This window comes from Paraclostridium bifermentans, from assembly GCF_964259345.1.
In the GTDB taxonomy this organism is placed as follows: Bacteria; Bacillota; Clostridia; order Peptostreptococcales; family Peptostreptococcaceae; genus Paraclostridium; species Paraclostridium bifermentans_B.
In genome coordinates this window covers 500513-520022 of sequence record NZ_CAXVJR010000001.1, presented here as the reverse complement: position 1 = coordinate 520022, position 19510 = coordinate 500513, and the positions used below count along the sequence as shown (strand labels likewise).

The window sequence follows — 19510 nt, the reverse complement described above, 5'->3', positions numbered from 1 at the left end:
AAATGTCGCTAAAACTTATATATTAACCCTTCGCACTACTGTATACCCTATTTTAAAAAGTTTGAAAAATGTGTACAAGTATACCTTATAATACCTGGATATTTTTCTTGCCTATCTATAATTTTGAAACCACATTTGAGATAAAAATTTATTGCATCATCATCTGTTTCTGCGCTTAAAGAGTGTGGATTTAAATTATTAATAATATAATCAATCAAGTTCTTTCCAATTCCATTGTTTTGAAGTTCTTTGCTTACTGCAATATTTAGTATTTCAAATTCATTATTCTTTAGATGTTCAAGTATAATTATTCCGTTAAATTGAGAATTGTTTTTGTAAGCATAGGCTAAAACTCTACTATTGATTATATACTTATTTGTTATATGGTTTAGTTTTTCATCATTAGGCATATAAATACTTTCGCTTAGAATTGATAGTATATCAGGATTTTTTAGTTTAGACTTTGCATCTATAATTTTATTCAAGAATATCACCTCATAAAAATTTTATAAATTAAGCTCCATAGGAGTGTATTGTATACCGTTTCTAATTTTTTCTGAATCGGTTTTAACAAATCCAAATTTCAAATAAAAAGGTAATGCATAGGGCGATGAGTTTAGCTTGATTTTAGAGATGCCTTTTAATCTTGACTGTATGATAATTTCATTAAGTAGTTTTGTAGCAACTTTATTTTTATGGTAGTTTTTATCTACAAAAAGAAGTGAAATATGATTTCTAACACTTATTGATAATATACCAATAATTTTATCATTATTAAATGCTCCTATCATTATTTGCTCACCTGTATCAAATTTACTCTTAAAATCCTTGCTTTCAATAATTTGACTTTTAAATTCATCAATTCCTTCTTGGGCATAATCAGGAGCATTAAATTCCATAAATACTTTTTCAACAAGTTTTAATGCTATATCAATCATGTCTGCTTCGATATTTTTTATAACTAAATCACACATAAAGTTCCTCCCTGGTATGAAATTTTCATTCTTATAACTTATTTTATATACTAATAAATATTATAAATATTTATATTAAATATTCATTAGATTAAAACCTTTGTAAATATATTAAGTTTATAAAATTAAAAGGTATACATATATTTATATAGTATTTAAATATTATAAATTTATATTATGTTTTAGGAGTGTATATATGATTAAATTAATTTTAAATAATAATTCACAATGTGAAACAACGTTAGAAAGTACTGTGAAACAAGTAGTATGGAATATGAAAAATACTCCTTTTATAAAAATTGAAGGAATGGATTTAAAAAAGAAATATAAGTACATAAAGGTTATAAATGAAAATATAAAATTATTTAGTGGAGAAGTTTTAGTTGAGGATAGTAAGTTTTCCATTAAATTTGATTTAGAAAGTCCGCTAGATAAAACAGATGCTATAAAAGTTATATTAGACGAAGAGGAATATATATTTGATATTAAGTTAAGAAAGATATATGGAACTGTTAGATATATAAATGAAAAACCTGTTAAAAATCCTATAATTAGTTGTACTAATAGCAATATTATTTCAATCGGGGATGAAGATGGTAACTTTGAAATACTGTTAAGTGATAAAGAAGAAAGTATAGGCATATTTGATCATAGATACTCAAAAGATATGTTAGAAACTTGGATTTATAATGTGGATTTAGATAAAGATGTTAAGTTAGATATTCATATTGATAAATGCGAAGTATATGGTATTAGAAGCTTTAAACAATATTGTAGTTATTATATGAATTTTATACCTATGTCTATTGATAGAGTAAATTATGTTGAAAATAAAGGGCTTAAAAGTGAAGTTGAAATAGCAATAGATGAAGATTTTTCTCCAAAACTTAGAGTAGAAGATGTAGAAGTATATTGCAATAATAAGAAATTAGAGATAGTATCTTTCACAGAGGTAAAAGATTTCCTTGGAAATATTGAGGGTAAGAATAGATATAGAAATGGATATATATTAGCGGTACCTAAATCTAGTATAGATGATAGTTTGATAAAAATTAAAATAAAAGATAATTTTTTAGAGAATGAATATACAAATGTAGGAATAGGCGAAGGTTATTGCTTTTTAAATAAATAAAAGTAGTTATTGAATGGTATAAGTATTATAAAAATTTCAATTTAAAGATGTAAGTTTAATTAAAGTAAGCAAGTTAAGAATATACATATAAGTTTTAATAAGTTAAAACTTATATGTATATAGTTATCACTTACTCTCTCCAAGTATATCAAACCCTCGGTTATAAAGTAAATCATCAATTTTTAACAAATCTAGGTTTTTATTAATTCCAAAAATAATGATACTATCTCTAGGATTTTTAGGGTATAACTCACCAACATTACCAAGCTTTAAGGCTTTATTACTTTCATCTAAATTTAAATTAGCAGAAATACATAATTTGAGAATATTATCTCTACTTGGCTTTTTAGCTCCACTTAAGATTTGATAACCGTAAGTTCTATCAATATCTGCATTTTTTATAAGAACACTCTTTTTTATATTTTTAGTACCGCATATATCTTCAAAAAATTTAGGCAGTCCTAAATCAGAAAAATTATTAATAGCAGATTTTATAAACTCATCCAAGTAATTTTCATCTTCTATATCATTTAAAATACTCATAAGTTCAATAGTTTTATCCTTATTCATATAAATCATTCCACCTCACATATTAATATGATATAATGCTATGGTCGTAAAATCAATAAAAGAGGTGGAATAAAATTGAATTTGGATGTGGAATACACTTTATCTTTGTATGAAGAGCTAAAATCTATACATAAAAGTAGAAAAAGTGAAATATTTTTAGTACAAAATAATATAGATGAAAAATTTTATATAAAGCGTGTCTTAAAAGAATACACAATAGAAGTTTATAAAAGTTTAATAAATGTAAAAAGTAAGTATATGCCTACAATATATGAAGTATTTGAATATGAAGATAAATTAATAATTATTGAAGAGTTTATAAATGGTTATACTTTGCAAGAAATATTAAAAAGAAATGAGTACTTAAATGAAGAAATAGTAATAAAGTATATGATAGACTTATGTGATATATTAGAAAAAGTTCACAATCTAAATCCTTCTATAATTCACAGAGATATAAAGCCGGCAAATATAATTATAAGTAATGATAATGTACTAAAACTTATAGACTTCGATATTTCAAGAATATATAAAGATGGAGAAAAGATGGATACAACCCTTTTAGGAACTAAAGGATATGCATCTCCAGAACAATTTGGGTTTGATCAAACAGATTGTAGAAGTGATATATATGCTATGGGTGTTATGATGAATGTACTAAGTACAGGAAAACATATGAAAGAGGCAAAAAATCAAGGGGTATTAAAGGATATAATAATAAAATGTACTAAAATATCTGCAAAAGACAGATATCAAACTGTAAAAGAATTAAAGCATGATTTAGAAAAATTAATAATAGAAAACTATGATGAAGAATCAAAGATTGAAGAAAATAAATTAATAAAAAAAGTAGAAAAAGTAGAAGAGAATTTAAATAAAAAAAGAAGACATTTATATGATTATATTCCAGGGTTTAGACAAGGAAAAAAAATGAATATTATATTATCAATTATATGGTATTTGTTCTTGGTAATAGGATTAATAGTTGCTAAAAGTCCTATAGAGTTACTTCAAAATATTATTGTTGTAGGGTTACTACTAACTATGTATTTATTTTATACAAACTTTCTAGATATAAAATATAAATTACCATTGGTAAGGAGTAAAGATAAAACTTTAAAGTTATTTGGATACTTTTTATATAGTTTTATTATATTTATGATATATGGATTATTATTAGATATATTTATGTAAAAAAAGTGTATGCTAGTAGCATACCAATAATAAACTTATAAATTTTATAATAAAATCAACAAGTAATTATTCATTGGAGGTTTTGTTATGAAAAAAGTTATATTAGGAATTGTAATAGGAATAGTTGTAGTAATAGGTGGTTGTGCAGCAATGTTTAGTGCAGGAGTATCAAGTGTAGATAACGCAATAGACGAAGTGCAAAAAGAAACGGTAAAAAAAGATAGCCAAATGCAAGATTTAGCTAAAAATATATCTTGGGAAGTTAATAAAGGCGAGTTCACAACTACTATAGAAGGTATATTTGAAAATACAAGTGATAAAAAAATAGATTATATTCAATTTGATTACAAATTAATAGATAAAGATGGAACTGTTGTAGAAAACTCATTTACAAATGAAACAGATGTAATGCCAGGAGAGAAGAGAAAGGTAGAAATATTCTGTACAACAGATAACTTTGATAAATATGAAATAACTGCAAAATCAAGTGCATTATAATAAAAAAATACTACTTTTAAAGTAGTATTTTTTTATTATTTATATAACACTTCCTGTATATTCTATTTTTTCTAACTTATCAAAATCATAAGCTTTTAATTCATCTAAGTTGTTTATAACAGCAGTTAAACTATTAGCTACCATTAAATTAAGTATTTTATCAGAATCATTAAAAACAACAATTGGTTTTTTAGTAGCATAAGAATAACCTATTTCCCACATAGTACCAGCATCATCATAGTTACCTTGAGAGTTTATAGCAACTACTACATCACAAGAATCTATATGATCAACATCAGCTTTAAAAGTAACATCTCTCCACTTCATAGAACCAAATTCAAACTCTTCATTTTTAAGTTCGAAAGGAGCAAAAACATCAAATCCTCTATCTCTTAATACTTTTAAAACACTTTTCATTCTAGTTATTTCCGCATCATTAAAAAATGGGCTAGCTAAATATATTTTCTTTGTCATAAAATCCTCCTAAGTTGATTAAAATATGTATAATTATAACATATAAGTTTAAATCGTATTATAAATAATATTTATATTATATGATTTAAAATAAAAAATATAATTTTTAAAAGCACAAAAAAATTATCTAATATAGAAAGAGTAGAACAAAACTTATAGCTTGTCCTAAGCTTAACTATACTAGATAATATTTTAAAATTACGATAACATATTTATAAACATAATTATAGTAGGTAGTGCAACTAAGTCAATTAAGAATGCACATACTATAGGTATTGTGAAAAATGCTCTTTGCGAATACCCATATCTACCACATATTGAATTTAAATTTGCAAGCGCATTTGGAGTAGCACCAAGTTCATGGCCTATAAATCCTCCAACCATTACAGCTGCATCATAATCTTTACCTAATAATCTAAACATAACAAATATAGTAAATAATACTATAAATATAACTTGCATTAAAACAATAATTAACATTGGAAGACCTAAAGTTTTAAGTTCCCAAAGTTTTATACTCATAAGAGCCATTGTTAAAAATAGTTTTAAACTAACATTACCTAAAAGTTCAAAGTATGAATAGTCAACATCAACTAACTTAAATTTATCATTAGTATTTCTAAATAACATGGCAACTAATATTCCACCAACATATTCTGGTAAAACATATCCTGTAACTTGTGTTATAAAATCACTGACCATATAACCTATAGTCATACAAGTACTTATTATAAATAAATGCTTTATAAATTGAGAGGTATCTATTGAAGATGCTGTTGGTAATGATGCATCTACATCTATAACCTCACTATGTATACCTTCTTTGTCGGAAATTCCTTCATGGAAATCAACTACAGGTTCATTTTTAGGCTTTAATTTATATTTTTCTATTAGATATCTTGAAGTTGGAGCTCCAACTAATCCACCAGATATAAGTCCTAAAGTAGCAGCGGCAAGTCCTATTGTATTAGCACCAACAACTCCCATTGCTTCTAAAGTTGGACCAAAAGTTGCACTTGTACCGTGACCACCACCCATCGAAATGGCACCACACATAAGCCCAAGTAAAGGCTCAAGTCCTGTTAACATTGCACCTAATATACCTATTATATTTTGTGCGAATATAAGTATTATACAGAATATCCAGTAAATAAGTACTGATTTTCCTCCTTTTTTAATAAGAGAAAAACTTGCATCTATACCTACAGTAGAGAAAAATGCTACCATAAATGTAGATTGTAAGCTAGTGTCTAATACTATATTTAATATTTCGTAATGTTTAAGTATAAATACTAAAAGTGCAAATAGTATACCACCTATAACAGGTCCCGGTATACATAATCTATCTAATACTGAGATGTGTTTTCTAATAAATTTACCAAATATTATTAAAAAACAAGCAAGTGCTATAGTAGCAACGATGTTTAGATTAAGAGTATAGATTCCATTGATGTAATTTAATTCCATCGAATCACTCCTTTAATTTATGGTTTGTTAAATTGAATATTTAATTATTATAACATTAAATTGGATAAAAGTAAATATTATTAAGTAAAACTATAGTTAAACTTGAAAAAATTAAGTATTAATTTAAAATAATTTAAAAAATATTTAAATGTCGAAAATTTTGATATTTAAGAAATTAACAAAAAACAAAAAAGATACCATAAGTTTTATATATGATATCTTATTTGTTTTTTAATTTTCAAGCAAAGCTATAGCTCTAATGGGAGAACCAGAACCCGCTCTTATTTTTAGAGGAAGACCAAAGTATAGAAATCTTCTTCCAACAACTTTATCTAAATTACATAAATTTTCAGTATTAGTTATATCAAATTTACCACAAACTAAATGACCAGAAAAATCCAAATCATGAGGATGATCAATAGCAGGAGCATCTACACCTATGTTTATAACACCAGATTCAGCAAGATAAGTAGCAGCATCATAGCTTAGGCCAGAGTACTCAGTTTGCCATTTATCAGTACCAAAATTTCTATCATAGTGACCAGTGTACATTAAAAGAATATCACCTTTTTTTATTTCTAGGTTATGCTTTATAAGTGCAGATTCTATGTCTGATATTTCTATGTATCGAGTGTATGGGACATTTGTTAAATCTATACATATAGCACTTCCAAAAAAATATTCAAGTGGCATATTTTCTATAGTAGCACCACTTGGTTTATATTCCCATACTGCGTCACAGTGTGTACCTCCATGTTCACTTATAAGTAAATTTCTAGCAGAAAACCCTAAAGTTTTGCTTCCTGTTTTTTTCATATTTTCTTCATGTGTCATATTAGTCATTATAAAAGTGGGTTGATGCATTGGAAAAACTGACATACCTTGAAATATTTCTTGAGATAAATCTATTACAGTAAAACTCATAAAAACACCTCCATAAAAGCTTGTTTAATAAGTTATATTCATTTAACTTTGAAAATATAATTTATAATAAATCATTAAGTTTGGGAAAATTAACCTTTTTGTAATCAATTTAATCAAAATGAGGAATATAATATAGTAAAAGGGATGGAGGAGATTTAATATGACTCAAATTGAATTAATAAGAACAGTTATAGGAATATTTTTCATCATATATGGATTAGGCTTTTGTGCCTATGAAAAATTCCATGACATGAAATATATAGACCAAATAAACGGTGTTATAAATGGCTTTGTTTGTATAGTAGTAGGGGTATTAATCTCTGCATACAACATAAAACAAGGAATTTTAGTAGGAGCAGTTTCACTAATATTATGGGGTGTAGAAAAGATAATATTAGAAAAAATTGCAATCAAAAAGAATAATAGACAAAAAAGAATCTAAAGAAAATAAAGATAAATAAATATAAAAAGGCTGTCATAAAGACAGCCTTTTAAATTTATTTATCTTTTAAAATTAAGTTTAAAACTAAAGCAGCAATAGTACCGGTACTTATGCCAGAACCAAACAACATCTTTAATCCTTCAGGTAAATTTGCCAACAAATCAGGACGAGTAGTTATACCAAGTCCTAAAGCAATAGAAACAGATATGATTATTAAATTTCTATTATTTATTTTAACTCTACTTAAAGTCTTAATACCACTAGCAGCAACAACTCCAAACATAACTACTCCAGCACCACCAAGAACAGGACTAGGAATAGATGCTACTAAAGCTCCAAGTTTAGGGAAAATTCCAAGTAACATCATCAAAATACCAGAAACTATAACAACATGACGGCTAGCAACCTTAGTTATAGGTATAAGACCTACATTTTGACTAAATGAAGTATTAGGTCCAGCGCCAAAGAAACCAGCTATAAAACTTCCTACACCATCTGCTAAAACACCACTACTTATTTCTTCACTAGTAGTTTCTTTTTCAGAAGCTTCTCCTATAGCTATTAAGCATCCTACAGTTTCTATAGTAGTTACCAAATAAGCTATAATAAATGGGATAACTCCGACTAAGCTAAATTTAATACCGTGTTCTAAAACTATTGGTATACCAGGAAGACCTATTAAACTAGCTTCTTTTATAGGTGTAAAATCAACAAGTCCAAGTGGAATACAAATTATATACCCTATAAACATACCTATTAATATAGAAGCGCTACTAAATATACCTTTACCATAAATATTAAAGCCTATAACTATACACATAACAACTAAGGCTACACAAATATTAGTTACACTTCCATAAGAAGGAGATCCAACTCCTCCTGCACACCAATCCATAGCAACTGGAACTAATGTAAGACCTATTAAGGTAACTACAGTCCCAGTAACAACTGGAGGGAAAAATTTCATCAAAGGTTTTATAAATTTACTTAAAATCATTTCTATAAACGATCCAAGTATTGTAGCACCAAATATACCTGCAAGGCCCATGGAACTACCCACAGCTATAGAAGGTCCAACAAATGTAAAGTCAGTTCCCATTATACAAGGTAGTCTAGAACCGACCTTAGATACACCTCGAGCTTGGATTATAGTAGCAACTCCGGCTATAAATATTGCTGCACTAACCATCATAGCAGTAGTTTGAATATCAAGTCCAATAGCAGGGCCTACTACTAAAGGAACAGCAACAATACCTCCAAAGGCAGCAACTATATGCTGAAATCCAAGTAATATAGATAGTTGAAGATTAGGTCTATCTTCTATCTTATAAAGTAATCCTAAGTTTTCTTCAGTGTTTATCTTTTGAGAAGAATTCTTTTTACTCATAAAAACATCTCCTCATAATTTTATTTAAAAATCTCCTTTGATATATTCATATATTCTGATTAAAAGGCTAATATTCTATAGTACAAGTCAAATTTAAAAAAACTATAAAATTACAAAAAAATAGTAATAATTATACTAAATTTTTAATAACCTTTATTAAACAAGCGCAAAATTTAAAAATACAAGTATGTTAAAAATTGTTTATTTTGCGAATTCTATAACAGAATCATAAGTTTGGATAAATGAAGATTTGCTTGTTTTAATAGTTTGTCTACTTATTAAGAACTATAAAAAAGATAAGGAGATAATAAAATGGAAAGAAAAAAATATGTACTAGCAGTACCTAATTTTAGCAATGGAAAAGATAAAGATGTAATAGAAGCAGTTGTAGATGTAGTTAGAAATTCAGATGTAAAATTAATAAGTTATGAACCAGAAGAAGATTTCAATAGAACAGTTGTAACATTTATAGGAGAGCCAGAAAATGTAAAAGATGCATTAGTTAATATGGCTAAAAAGTCTATAGAACTTATCGATATGAGAGAACATAAAGGAACTCATCCAAGAATAGGGGCTCAAGATACCCTTCCAATATTCCCACTTAAAAATATAACAATAGAAGAGTGTGTAACTTTATCTAAAGAAATAGGTGAAAGATTACATAAGGAAACTGGTGTGCCTATATACTTTGCTGGTGAAAGTGCTAGCACTGAAGAAAGAAAGGCATTTGCATATATAAGGAAAGGTCAATACGAGGGAGTTAGTGAACTTTTAAAAGAAATAAAAGATGATGAAGCTAGACAAGAAGAATACAATAACAGAAAACCAGACTTAAGTGTTGATGGATTATTAAGTGAAAAATCTGGAGCTACATTATCTAGTGCAGAAGTTAATGGGCTTACAGCTTATAATATATTCCTTGGAACTGAAAATGTAGATGTAGCTAAAAAAATAGCTAAAGCATTAAGAGGGCCAAGTGGTGGATTTAGTACAGTTAGAGCAGTAGGTATAAAATTCCCTGAAAAAGAAGGGGTAGTAGTTTCAATGAACTTACTAGATTGCTATCAAACTCCAATACACAGAGCTTTTGAATTTGTAAAAAGAGAAGCTCAGAGATACGGTGTAATAGTTACAGGAAGCCAGTTAGTAGGGCCATTAAAATTAGATTATGTATTTGATACATTTAATTATTACCTTCAATTAGAAGACTTTAGAAATGAGCAAGTATTAGAAACTCATTTAATGGATATGGAGTAGAATTTTAAAATTACAAATGGGGAGGATTTTAGGAATATATGATAGATTTAATTATAAAAAATGCCAACATACCTCAAGGGGATGAAATGGTACTTACTAATATATTAGTAAATGAAGAGAAAATTGTAGGTTTTGTTAATGACATAAATATGATAGATGCTAAAGAAGTTATAGATGCTAATAACAATTTAGTTATGCCAGGATGTATAGATTCTCATACTCACTTTATGTATCAAGGATTTCCACATAGAGAAAACTTTTTAACAGGAACAGCAGCTGCTGCAACTGGAGGAGTTACAACTATAATAGATATGCCTTGTTGTTCAGTTCCATCAGTTAGAAGTATAGAACAACTTGAAACTAAGCTGGGTATATGTGGACCTCAAGCAGTAGTAGATTATGCTATGTGGGGTGGAGTAACTGGCGAAGATGTTAGAGAAAATTGGATGCATAACGTACAGGAGCAAGCAGATTATGGAGTAGTTGCTTTTAAAGTATATATGACTCCATCAGTACCTACTTATCCTAGAGTTACTGATCCTGAAATGTTTGAATGTTTCAAGGCAGTATCTAAAACTGGGCTTCCAATAGGAATACATGCTGAAAACTTTGCAATGTGTGATTTTTATGTAAATAAATTTAGAGAAGAAGGAAGACTTGATGGTCCTGCTTGGGCTGAAGCTAGAATGGAGTTAGCAGAAAAGGTAGCTATAGAACTTGGAATAAGTTTTGCAGAAGCTAGCAATGCTAGACTTCATATAGTTCATATGAGTACAGGTGTTGGGGCTAAGTTAGTTAAGGATGCTAAGATGAGAGGTTTAGATGTAACTAGTGAATCTTGTCCTCATTATTTAACATTAAATTATCAAGATGCAATGACTGAATATGGACCACTTGCAAAGATAGCACCTCCACTTAGAACTAAAAAAGATAATGAAGAGCATTGGAAAGGTATAAATGATGGAAGTATAGATTTTATAGCTACAGATCATGCTCCTTATGAAATAGAGAGTGAAAAGTTAAAAGAAGGTATGAATATATGGACTTCATTCCCAGGTATACCAGGGGTTGAGACTATGGTACCTGTTGTAGTTAGTGAAGGATACAATAAAGGAAGAATAAGTTTAAGTAAGTTAGTAGATATATTAAGTACTAATGCTGCTAAGCACTATGGGTTATATCCTAAAAAAGGTGCTTTAAATATAGGTTCTGATGCTGACTTTACTATAATTGATTTAGATAAAGAGTGGGTTATAGAAAAAGATAAGTTAGTTACTATGTGTGGGTATACTCCACTTGAAGGTATGAAGTTAAAAGGTAAGATAGATAAGACTGTTGTTAGAGGTCATTTAGTTTATGAAGATGATTGTGATGGAGTTTTAGGTAATTTAGATAGCTATGATGTTTTATTTAATAATCCAGATGAACTTACTAGTGGTGAGTACAAGGTAAGTTATAGAAAAGATCATCCTGAGCTTATAGTTGAGCATGTGAAAAATATTAAGGGAATAAAGGTTAAACCAGGATTTGGTAAATTCATAAAACGCCAAACAATAAGTAAGTTAGATAAGAATATTAAGTTTTAGTGGCTTGACGGGGGCTCCGTAAGCCAATTAAAATTTAATATTTTATTTGGAGAAAAGAGGGGAGAGTTATTATGAAAAGACACGGTATTTTAGTTATAGATATGTTAAATGATTTTGTTGGAGAGAGTGCTCCACTTAGATGTCCTGGTGGAGAGAAGATTATTCCTGATTTGCAAAAGCTTTTTGCTTGGGTTAGGGAGAGAAATGCTAGAGGTCTTGATGATGTTCAGTTGATTCATATTCAAGAGGCTCATAGAAAGAATGATGCTGATTTTAGAGTTAGACCTGTTCATGCTGTTAAGGGGACTTGGGGTTCTGATTTTATAAAGGAGCTTTATCCTGAGGGTGAGGAGTATATTGTTCCTAAGAGAAGACATAGTGGGTTTGCTCATACTGATTTAGATTTGTATTTGAGAGAGGAAAGTATTGATACGGTTGTTGTTACTGGGGTTTGGACTAATGTTTGTGTTAGAAGTACTGCTAGTGATGCACTTTATAATGCTTATAAGGTTATTACTCTTAGTGATGGTGTTCATTCAAAGAATGATGAGATGCATGAGGCTGGGTTAAGAGATTTGAGTATTTTTACTAAGGTTATGACTATTGATGAGTATATTGATGCTTGGGAGAAAGGCCTTGATCCGTGGGAAGGCGGCGGAGATACAGAAAATAAGGTAGAGTAGTTTTTTGTTTGGTGTGCTTCTTGGGGCTCGGGGCAATGTGGGTGGCTTGCTCCATACAAGCGGGAAAGATGCTTGTAAATGTCGCTGCACCACCCACATTGCCCCTCGCCAGTGAAGCATACCAAACGATATGAAAACTATGCAATTGGAGAGAGGAGAGATAGGGAGTGCTTGTAAATGTCGCTGCACCCACCACCTTCGACCCTCGCCAGTGAAGCATACCAAACAATAAAAACTATACAATTGGAGAAGAAAGAGAAGGATAGGTGTTTGTGAATTGAGAATTGTTGTTGGGATTTCTGGAGGTAGTGGTGCTATTTATGCACTTGGAGTTTTGAAGGCTTTAAGGGAGCTACGTATTGAGAGTCATTTGGTGGTTAGTAATATGGGGGAGTATGTTGTTAATCATGAGTGTGGTGTTAGTTTGGATGAGTTAAAGTCTATGGCTGATTTTTATTATGAAAATTATGATTTGGCTGCACCTGTTGCTAGTGGTTCTTTTAAGGTTGATGGTATGGTTGTTGTTCCTTGCTCTATGAAGACTTTGTCGGCTGTTTGTCATGGTTATAGTGATAGTTTATTAACTCGTGCTGCTGATGTTTGTATTAAGGATAGAAGAAGGTTAGTTCTTCTTACTAGAGAGACTCCTCTTAGTTCTATTCACCTTGAGAATATGTTAAAGCTTTCTAATTTAGGGGTTACTATTATGCCCTTGTCTCCTGGTTTTTATAATCATCCACAGGATATAGGAGATATTGTTACTTCTATTGTTGGAAGATGTTTAGATCAGTTTAATATAGAACATGACATTTTAAAGAGATGGGGTGAGTAAGTGGAGAGTCAAATGTTTAGATATACTATGGACAAGCTAGATAAATATGGGCATTTGAAGGTTTGTAATAAGTGTGTTGACCCTATGTTTGAGATAGGTGGGGTTTTAAAGTATTTTAAAAATGAAGTTCCTATATTATTTAATAATGTTAAGAATCATAAAATTTCTTTGGCTGGTGGTGTTTATGGTAAGAGAGAGATTTTTTATGATTTGATGAATTTAAATAGAGATAATAGAATATATAAATTTATGGAGGCTATTGCAAACCCTATGGATTATGAGGAGGTTAGCACTGGTCCTGTTAAAGAAAATATTGTAAGTAGATTTATAGATATAAATAAGATGTTTCCTATTCCAACTTCACATGAGAAGGATTCCTCAAATTTTATAACTTCTGGGATGTTGATTATAAAAGATCCTAAAACTGATGATATACATATGGCTGTTAGAAGGTTTCAAGTTAATTCAAGAGATAATATAAGTGCATTGGTTTCAGGGGCTTCTCCTCATCTTAATAAATTGATAAAAGAGTATGAAGAAGCTAATAAAACTTTAGATTGTGCAGTAGTTTTAGGTTATGATGCAGAGCTTTTGATGGCATCTCAAATAAGTTCTTCTAAGTATGGACTTGATAAGTATAAGGTATATAGTGCTTTGAAAAATGAACCATTAAAAGTTGTTAAATGTGAAAGTGTAGATATATTAGTTCCAGCTTATGCAGAGATTGTTATAGAAGGAAAGCTAAATCCTAATAAAAAGATTACAGAAGGTCCTTTTGGAGAGCTTATGGGTTATTACGGAGAAGTAGCAAAACATCCAACTATAGATATAAAAACTATAACTCATAGAAGCAATCCAATATTTCAGCATGCTTTTCCTTCAAGAGAAGAGCATTTAGCAAATGGATTAATAAGAGAGGTTGAGATATATACTGCACTTAAAAATGTTGTTGATGTTTTAGATGTAAATGTAACTGTAGGTGGGGGTTGTAGATTACATGCAGTTGTTAAGATAAATAAGAAAAATGAAGGTGATGGAAAGAGTGCAATATTAACATCACTTGGAAGTAGTAAGGATTTAAAACATGTAGTCATAGTAGATAGCGATGTAGATATATATGACTACAGTGATGTGGAGTTTGCGCTAGCTTCAAGGGTTCAAGCTAGTGAAGATGTAGTAATTATTAAAAATGCGCTAGGCAGTCCACTAGAAGCATCTCATGTTAATAAAGGAAGTAGCGATAAAATGGGAATAGATGCTACTAAGCCATTAAATAATGAACTATTCGATAGAGGTGTAGTACCTGGATATGATGATATTAATATAAATGATTATTTCTAACTTCTTAGATATTAAAAGGGGTGAAAGTTTTGAAAGCACTTGGAACAGTAGAAGTTAAGAGTTTGATAGGAGCAATAGAGGCAGCAGATGCTATGTTAAAATCTGCTGATGTAGAACTAGTAGACATAGATATAGTAGGGTCTGGGATAGTTTGTGCAATAGTTAGAGGTGATGTTGCAGCAGTTAATGCAGCAGTTGAAAATGGAAAAGAAGCTGCAAGTAAAATAGCACAAATAATATCTACAAATGTAATAGCAAGACCTCATGACGAAGTAAGCAAAATACTTTAGGAGGGATTTAAATGGCAGATAAGTTATCACTAAGTGTTATGAAAAATATATCAGACTTAGCAACTGATAAGAAAAAATATAAGAAAAAAGAGAAAGAAAAAGAAATTAAAGAAATTTCTATGAATATAGGTAAAAGCGAAGAAACTATATTAAAAAATATACTTCTAAAAAATAAAAAGGTTAATTTAAATCAATTGAAAAATAATTTACACAATGAATCAGAAAATGATGAAATTGCAAATGCTAAAATTAATAACTTAATAAATAATATAGATGGCAAACCTTCAAATAAATTTAAACCGAAAATTACTAAAGCTAATATAAATAATACAGTTCAAGATAAAAGCAATAATAAAATGATTAGCTTAAAAGAATTATCTAAATAAGGGGGGATGAAACATGAGAAAAGCCCTAGGAATGATAGAAGCTATAGGACTTACAACGGCACTTGCAGCACTTGATGCAGCTTGTAAAGCAGCAGATGTTACATTAGTAGGATACGATAAAGTAATAGGTGTAGGCAAAGCTGTAAGTGTAAATATACATATAGCAGGTGAAGTAGCAGCAGTAAATGCAGCAATAGATGCAGGAGTTGAAGCTGGAAGAAGAGTTGGAGATATTGTATCATACAAAACAATAGCAAGACCACATGAAGAAATAGATGTACTTATAAAAGAATTTGAGAAAAATTTGAAAAGAAAAAATGAAGATATAAAAGAAGAAGATTTTGAGGAGATTGAAAAATAAAAATATTGGGAGGTATATAATATGGGTCAAGCGCTAGGAATGATAGAAACTAAAGGATTAGTAGGAGCTGTAGAAGCAGCAGATGCTATGGTGAAATCTGCTAATGTAACTTTAATGGGATATGAAAAAATAGGTTTTGGATTAGTAACAGTTATGGTAAGTGGAGATGTAGGAGCTGTAAAAGCGGCAGTAGATGCAGGGGCAGAAGCTGCAAGAAATGTAGGAGAACTTCACTCAGTTCATGTAATACCAAGACCACACTCTGAAGTTGAAAGAGTAATATTAAGTAGAGACTAATTAAATGGAAAATAAAAAAGAGTTTACTAAAAATATATTAAATAAAATTTTTATAAATAGTACAAAGGATGAAAGTATTAAAAATATCAACAAAGAAAATGATACTAATTCTTTTATAATGGTACCTATAAATCATCCAAATATAGAAGCTATAATGAAACTTTTAAATGACTTTGAAGATGATAAAAAAATAGTAAACGAAGATAAGGAAATTGAGATAAAAAGAGAAATAATAACTTTAAATGATATCATATCTAAAAATACAAATGTAATTAACATACCAGAAAATTCTATAATAACTCCAATGGCAAAAGATCATATAAAAAAATATAAGATAAAAATAATATATACGAAAGATTAAAATGGGGGGATTTTAATGCAAATCGGAAAAGTTGTAGGAACTGTAGTTGCTACTAAAAAAGATGATAGTTTGGTTGGAAGTAAGTTGATGATAACTCAACCACTAGATTTTAGAAAGAAAGCAGATGGAAAACCTATTATTGCAGTAGACACAGTAGGGGCAGGAATAGGAGAAATAGTAATATATACAGAAGGAACAGCGGCTAGGAATGCAGCAAAAAAGTGTGATTCGTCAATAAATGCTGCAATAATAGGTATAGTTGATAATATAGATGTGTGGGAGGATTAATTTTGAAATATATAAAACAAGCAATGGAGTACAAAGAATTGATTGACACTCTTATGAGTGATAAACATCATGCAGATCTTGTTTTGTATGGTGGAAATATAATAAATGTATTAACTAGAGAAATATATAAAGGAGATATAGCTATAAAAGGAAAGCACATATTAATGGTTGGGGATTGTGAAACGTTAATAGGTGAAAATACAATAGTTGTAGATGTTCGTGGTAAATATTTATCTCCTGGATTTATAGATTCACATATGCACTTTGAAAGTAGTATGCTAACAGTTACAGAGTTTTCAAGGCTATCAATACCATCAGGAACTACAACACTAATTGCAGATCCACATGAAATAGGAAATGCATTAGGTAGTGTTGGTATGAAGGCTATGGCAGATGAAGCAAGTCATGTACCTAATTATGTAAGATTTGTAGTTCCTGCATTAACTCCAGATTGTCCTAGCTTAGAAACTGCTGGTATAGATGTGAATTCTAAGGATATGGAGGATTTACTTAATTATAAAAATATAATAGGAATAGGCGAGTTACAAGGATTTAGTAATGCAAAACATGTATATAACAATACTCCTGAAATAATAACGGATTTATTAGCATCTACTACATATGCTAAAAGCATAGGAAAGATAGTTGATGGTAATGCCCCAGAATTATTTTCTAATGAACTTGCAGCACATATAATATGTACTGGTGGTAAGTGTTCTTGTCATGAAACTACTACTAAAGAAGAGTGTGTAGAGAAGTTAAGACAAGGGGTTTATGTTTTTATGAGAGAAGGATCTACTCAAAAAAATATGGCTGAGTGTATAAGGGCAGTTACTGAGGAAGGTTTAGATTCTAGAAGATGTATATTGGCTACTGATGATATGGTGGCTAAGGATTTGAAAGAATTAGGTCATATGAATGAAATTATAAGAAGAACTATAAAAGAAGGTATTGATCCTGTTGAAGCCATACAGATGGCTACAATAAATCCTGCAACGTACTTTAATTTAGAAGATAGGGGAGTTTTAGCTCCAGCAAAGGTTGCTGATATAGCTATTATTAATGACTTTGATAATATGGAGGTTGAAGCTGTATTTATAGAAGGTAATCTTGTGGCTTCTGATAGAGAGCTGCTGATAGATTTACCTAAGTATAAGTACCCTGATAGTGTGAAAAATTCCGTTAGGGTTGATAAAATTAGTGAAAGTGATTTGAAGATAAGTTGTAGTGATAGAGAGGTTAGTGTTAGATGTATAAAGGCAATTCCTGATCAGAATTTGACGGAGTGTTTAGAGGCTAGGCTGAGAACTAGAAATGGAGTTGTTGAGGCTGATGTTGATAAGGATGTTTTATATATTGCTTGCTTAGAGAGATATGGTAGAAATGGTAATATTGGTAAGGCTTTTGTTAATGGTTTTGGGTTAAAGAGAGGTGCTTTTGCTGAGAGTATTGCTCATGATACTCATAATATTATTGTTGTTGGTACTAATTTAAGTGATATGGTTGTTGCTGTTAATATGGTTATTGATATGAATGGCGGGATTGCTGTTGTTAATAATGGTAGAGTTGTTGATGAGATTAGGTTAAATGTTGGTGGACTTATTAGTGATGAGTTAAGTGGTAGTGAGGTTAGTGAGAAAATTGATAGGTTGGAAGCTATAGTTAGTAATGATCTTGGTGGAAAGATTCATGCTCCGTTTATGCATTTGTCTTTCTTGGCTCTTTCGACTAGTCCTAAGTGGAAGATTACTGATAAGGGATTAGTTGATGTTAATAATTTTGAGGTTTTGAGTCCTATATTATAAATAATAATAGGTTGCCTTAATTCGTTGGGGCGCTCTGGGTGAAAATGTAAGTTTTGCTCCAAAAGCATCTTCACCCTTCGCTTAACGAGTTTTGAGTGGCCTATTTTTGTTTTAAATTTATAAAAATAAATAATTATTCAGAAAATTCGACTAAATATTACTGGTTATTTATGGTAATATAGCTTTGATATTAAAAATAAATGGGGGAAAAAATGAAAAAATTAAAAAAACCAACAGTTACAATGTTATTGGCAGTAATGATAATTTCTAATGCACAAGGCTTAGTAGCATATGCAAATGAAGAAGTTACTAAAAATAAGTTAGAAGTAAAAGAAGAAAACACAAAAGTTGAATTACAAGAAAATCAAGAGCAGAGTAATAGAGAAGAAACTAGAGAGGATAAATCTGAAAAAATTACAGATATAACTCCACCGGCAGTAGAAATAAGTAGTTTGAAAATAGATAAAAAAGAAGTAAAACCAGGAGATACAGTAAATATAAGCATAAAAGCAACTGATGATATGTCAGGAATAGATTCTATATATGTATGGTATTGTATGCCTATAACAGGCAAGTCAGAGCATATAAAGTTAAGCTATAATAGTATAACTGATAGATATGAAGGAAGTATGTATATAGATGAAAATAAAGAAGCAGGGCTATGGGAAATAAATTATATTTATGCTAGTGATAAGTTAGATAATGAGGTATATATAAAAAACTCCAATACAAATAATTATGGGGATATAAGAGAAGATCTAAGCAGTGGGAATTTTAATGTTAGTGGAACTGACACAGATGTAACTCCACCAGAGGTAGAGATAAGTAGTTTAAAAATAGATAAAAAAGAAGTAAAACCAGGAGATACAGTAAATATAAGCATAAAAGCAACTGATGATATGTCAGGAATAGATTCTATATATGTATGGTATTGTATGCCTATAACAGGCAAGTCAGAGCA

General features: G+C 29.8%; 24 protein-coding genes. 17 read left to right on the top strand and 7 right to left on the bottom strand.

The window, feature by feature from the left end; all coding sequences use genetic code 11:
* Positions 1-47: 47 nt before the first annotated feature.
* Both ACEXNK_RS02670 and ACEXNK_RS02665 read right to left on the bottom strand, forming a co-directional pair.
* The gene (locus ACEXNK_RS02670; protein ID WP_373599769.1) at positions 48-485 is read right to left on the bottom strand and encodes a GNAT family N-acetyltransferase; all 438 of its coding nucleotides are present in this window, start codon (positions 483-485) and stop codon (positions 48-50) included.
* Between the two features lie 21 nt (positions 486-506).
* Positions 507-974: a GNAT family N-acetyltransferase gene (locus ACEXNK_RS02665; protein WP_373599770.1), complete on the bottom strand. Its 468-nt coding sequence runs from the start codon at positions 972-974 to the stop codon at positions 507-509.
* Between the two features lie 196 nt (positions 975-1170).
* Between ACEXNK_RS02665 and ACEXNK_RS02660 the strand changes: the two genes are divergently transcribed.
* A complete protein-coding gene (locus ACEXNK_RS02660) occupies positions 1171-2106 on the top strand; it encodes a hypothetical protein (RefSeq protein ID WP_373599771.1) in 936 nt (311 codons plus the stop codon).
* 126 nt (positions 2107-2232) lie between these two features.
* Here the strand turns inward: ACEXNK_RS02660 and ACEXNK_RS02655 are convergent, their stop codons facing one another.
* Complete coding sequence (locus ACEXNK_RS02655; protein ID WP_373599772.1) at positions 2233-2676, bottom strand: hypothetical protein; 444 nt, start codon at positions 2674-2676, stop codon at positions 2233-2235.
* Between the two features lie 75 nt (positions 2677-2751).
* Between ACEXNK_RS02655 and ACEXNK_RS02650 the strand changes: the two genes are divergently transcribed.
* Positions 2752-3870 (top strand): serine/threonine protein kinase, encoded by a 1119-nt coding sequence (locus ACEXNK_RS02650; protein ID WP_373599773.1) that lies wholly within the window; start codon positions 2752-2754, stop codon positions 3868-3870.
* Between the two features lie 87 nt (positions 3871-3957).
* Complete coding sequence (locus ACEXNK_RS02645; RefSeq protein ID WP_373599774.1) at positions 3958-4368, top strand: FxLYD domain-containing protein; 411 nt, start codon at positions 3958-3960, stop codon at positions 4366-4368.
* A gap of 39 nt (positions 4369-4407) precedes the next feature.
* Here the strand turns inward: ACEXNK_RS02645 and ACEXNK_RS02640 are convergent, their stop codons facing one another.
* The 3 genes from ACEXNK_RS02640 to ACEXNK_RS02630 form a co-directional block, all read right to left on the bottom strand.
* Entirely contained in the window at positions 4408-4842 is a 435-nt protein-coding gene (locus tag ACEXNK_RS02640) for a nucleoside 2-deoxyribosyltransferase (RefSeq protein ID WP_373599775.1), read from the bottom strand.
* 198 nt (positions 4843-5040) lie between these two features.
* Positions 5041-6309, bottom strand: coding sequence for a sodium/glutamate symporter (gene gltS / locus ACEXNK_RS02635; RefSeq protein ID WP_373599776.1), 1269 nt, complete (start codon positions 6307-6309; stop codon positions 5041-5043).
* Between the two features lie 231 nt (positions 6310-6540).
* Entirely contained in the window at positions 6541-7233 is a 693-nt protein-coding gene (locus tag ACEXNK_RS02630) for a cyclase family protein (protein WP_373599777.1), read from the bottom strand.
* A gap of 160 nt (positions 7234-7393) precedes the next feature.
* Between ACEXNK_RS02630 and ACEXNK_RS02625 the strand changes: the two genes are divergently transcribed.
* Entirely contained in the window at positions 7394-7675 is a 282-nt protein-coding gene (locus ACEXNK_RS02625) for a hypothetical protein (RefSeq protein ID WP_373599778.1), read from the top strand.
* 55 nt (positions 7676-7730) lie between these two features.
* On the opposite strand, the gene ACEXNK_RS02620 is transcribed toward ACEXNK_RS02625, so the two are convergent.
* Positions 7731-9062, bottom strand: coding sequence for a uracil-xanthine permease family protein (locus ACEXNK_RS02620; RefSeq protein WP_373599779.1), 1332 nt, complete (start codon positions 9060-9062; stop codon positions 7731-7733).
* 312 nt (positions 9063-9374) lie between these two features.
* Here ACEXNK_RS02620 and ftcD point away from each other — a divergent pair, with 312 nt between their 5' ends.
* The 13 genes from ftcD to ACEXNK_RS02555 all read left to right on the top strand — a co-directional run.
* Positions 9375-10319 carry a glutamate formimidoyltransferase gene (gene ftcD, locus ACEXNK_RS02615; RefSeq protein WP_373599780.1) on the top strand — a complete coding sequence of 315 codons (945 nt, stop codon included), beginning with the start codon at positions 9375-9377 and terminating at the stop codon, positions 10317-10319.
* 38 nt (positions 10320-10357) lie between these two features.
* The gene (locus ACEXNK_RS02610) at positions 10358-11905 is read left to right on the top strand and encodes a dihydroorotase (protein WP_373599781.1); all 1548 of its coding nucleotides are present in this window, start codon (positions 10358-10360) and stop codon (positions 11903-11905) included.
* 71 nt (positions 11906-11976) lie between these two features.
* Positions 11977-12588, top strand: coding sequence for a cysteine hydrolase family protein (locus ACEXNK_RS02605; protein ID WP_373599782.1), 612 nt, complete (start codon positions 11977-11979; stop codon positions 12586-12588).
* A 277-nt stretch (positions 12589-12865) separates the two neighbouring features.
* Entirely contained in the window at positions 12866-13420 is a 555-nt protein-coding gene (locus tag ACEXNK_RS02600; protein ID WP_373599783.1) for a UbiX family flavin prenyltransferase, read from the top strand.
* Between the two features lie 12 nt (positions 13421-13432).
* Positions 13433-14761 carry a UbiD family decarboxylase gene (locus ACEXNK_RS02595; RefSeq protein WP_373599784.1) on the top strand — a complete coding sequence of 443 codons (1329 nt, stop codon included), beginning with the start codon at positions 13433-13435 and terminating at the stop codon, positions 14759-14761.
* Positions 14762-14781: 20 nt separating this feature from the next.
* Positions 14782-15051: a BMC domain-containing protein gene (locus ACEXNK_RS02590; protein ID WP_445013614.1), complete on the top strand. Its 270-nt coding sequence runs from the start codon at positions 14782-14784 to the stop codon at positions 15049-15051.
* Between the two features lie 11 nt (positions 15052-15062).
* The gene (locus ACEXNK_RS02585) at positions 15063-15437 is read left to right on the top strand and encodes a hypothetical protein (protein ID WP_373599786.1); all 375 of its coding nucleotides are present in this window, start codon (positions 15063-15065) and stop codon (positions 15435-15437) included.
* Positions 15438-15450: 13 nt separating this feature from the next.
* Positions 15451-15798, top strand: coding sequence for a BMC domain-containing protein (locus tag ACEXNK_RS02580; RefSeq protein ID WP_373599787.1), 348 nt, complete (start codon positions 15451-15453; stop codon positions 15796-15798).
* A 21-nt stretch (positions 15799-15819) separates the two neighbouring features.
* On the top strand, positions 15820-16095 hold the full coding sequence (locus ACEXNK_RS02575; protein WP_021431053.1) for a BMC domain-containing protein: 276 nt from the start codon (positions 15820-15822) through the stop codon (positions 16093-16095).
* Between the two features lie 4 nt (positions 16096-16099).
* Positions 16100-16456: a hypothetical protein gene (locus tag ACEXNK_RS02570; RefSeq protein WP_373599788.1), complete on the top strand. Its 357-nt coding sequence runs from the start codon at positions 16100-16102 to the stop codon at positions 16454-16456.
* 15 nt (positions 16457-16471) lie between these two features.
* A complete protein-coding gene (locus ACEXNK_RS02565; RefSeq protein ID WP_373599789.1) occupies positions 16472-16744 on the top strand; it encodes a EutN/CcmL family microcompartment protein in 273 nt (90 codons plus the stop codon).
* A 2-nt stretch (positions 16745-16746) separates the two neighbouring features.
* Positions 16747-18549 (top strand): adenine deaminase, encoded by a 1803-nt coding sequence (ade, locus tag ACEXNK_RS02560; protein ID WP_373599790.1) that lies wholly within the window; start codon positions 16747-16749, stop codon positions 18547-18549.
* A 212-nt stretch (positions 18550-18761) separates the two neighbouring features.
* A partial coding sequence (locus ACEXNK_RS02555; RefSeq protein WP_373599791.1) for a hypothetical protein occupies positions 18762-19510 on the top strand: 749 nt, incomplete at its 3' end.

Coding starts and splice junctions, on each gene's coding strand:
- ACEXNK_RS02665 (WP_373599770.1), bottom strand. CDS start 974: ATGTGTGATTTAGTTATAAAAAATATCGAAGCAGACATGATTGATATA.
- ACEXNK_RS02660 (WP_373599771.1), top strand. CDS start 1,171: ATGATTAAATTAATTTTAAATAATAATTCACAATGTGAAACAACGTTA.
- ACEXNK_RS02655 (WP_373599772.1), bottom strand. CDS start 2,676: ATGAATAAGGATAAAACTATTGAACTTATGAGTATTTTAAATGATATA.
- ACEXNK_RS02645 (WP_373599774.1), top strand. CDS start 3,958: ATGAAAAAAGTTATATTAGGAATTGTAATAGGAATAGTTGTAGTAATA.
- ACEXNK_RS02640 (WP_373599775.1), bottom strand. CDS start 4,842: ATGACAAAGAAAATATATTTAGCTAGCCCATTTTTTAATGATGCGGAA.
- gltS (WP_373599776.1), bottom strand. CDS start 6,309: ATGGAATTAAATTACATCAATGGAATCTATACTCTTAATCTAAACATC.
- ACEXNK_RS02630 (WP_373599777.1), bottom strand. CDS start 7,233: ATGAGTTTTACTGTAATAGATTTATCTCAAGAAATATTTCAAGGTATG.
- ACEXNK_RS02625 (WP_373599778.1), top strand. CDS start 7,394: ATGACTCAAATTGAATTAATAAGAACAGTTATAGGAATATTTTTCATC.
- ACEXNK_RS02620 (WP_373599779.1), bottom strand. CDS start 9,062: ATGAGTAAAAAGAATTCTTCTCAAAAGATAAACACTGAAGAAAACTTA.
- ftcD (WP_373599780.1), top strand. CDS start 9,375: ATGGAAAGAAAAAAATATGTACTAGCAGTACCTAATTTTAGCAATGGA.
- ACEXNK_RS02610 (WP_373599781.1), top strand. CDS start 10,358: ATGATAGATTTAATTATAAAAAATGCCAACATACCTCAAGGGGATGAA.
- ACEXNK_RS02605 (WP_373599782.1), top strand. CDS start 11,977: ATGAAAAGACACGGTATTTTAGTTATAGATATGTTAAATGATTTTGTT.
- ACEXNK_RS02595 (WP_373599784.1), top strand. CDS start 13,433: ATGTTTAGATATACTATGGACAAGCTAGATAAATATGGGCATTTGAAG.
- ACEXNK_RS02585 (WP_373599786.1), top strand. CDS start 15,063: ATGGCAGATAAGTTATCACTAAGTGTTATGAAAAATATATCAGACTTA.
- ACEXNK_RS02580 (WP_373599787.1), top strand. CDS start 15,451: ATGAGAAAAGCCCTAGGAATGATAGAAGCTATAGGACTTACAACGGCA.
- ACEXNK_RS02575 (WP_021431053.1), top strand. CDS start 15,820: ATGGGTCAAGCGCTAGGAATGATAGAAACTAAAGGATTAGTAGGAGCT.
- ACEXNK_RS02570 (WP_373599788.1), top strand. CDS start 16,100: ATGGAAAATAAAAAAGAGTTTACTAAAAATATATTAAATAAAATTTTT.
- ACEXNK_RS02565 (WP_373599789.1), top strand. CDS start 16,472: ATGCAAATCGGAAAAGTTGTAGGAACTGTAGTTGCTACTAAAAAAGAT.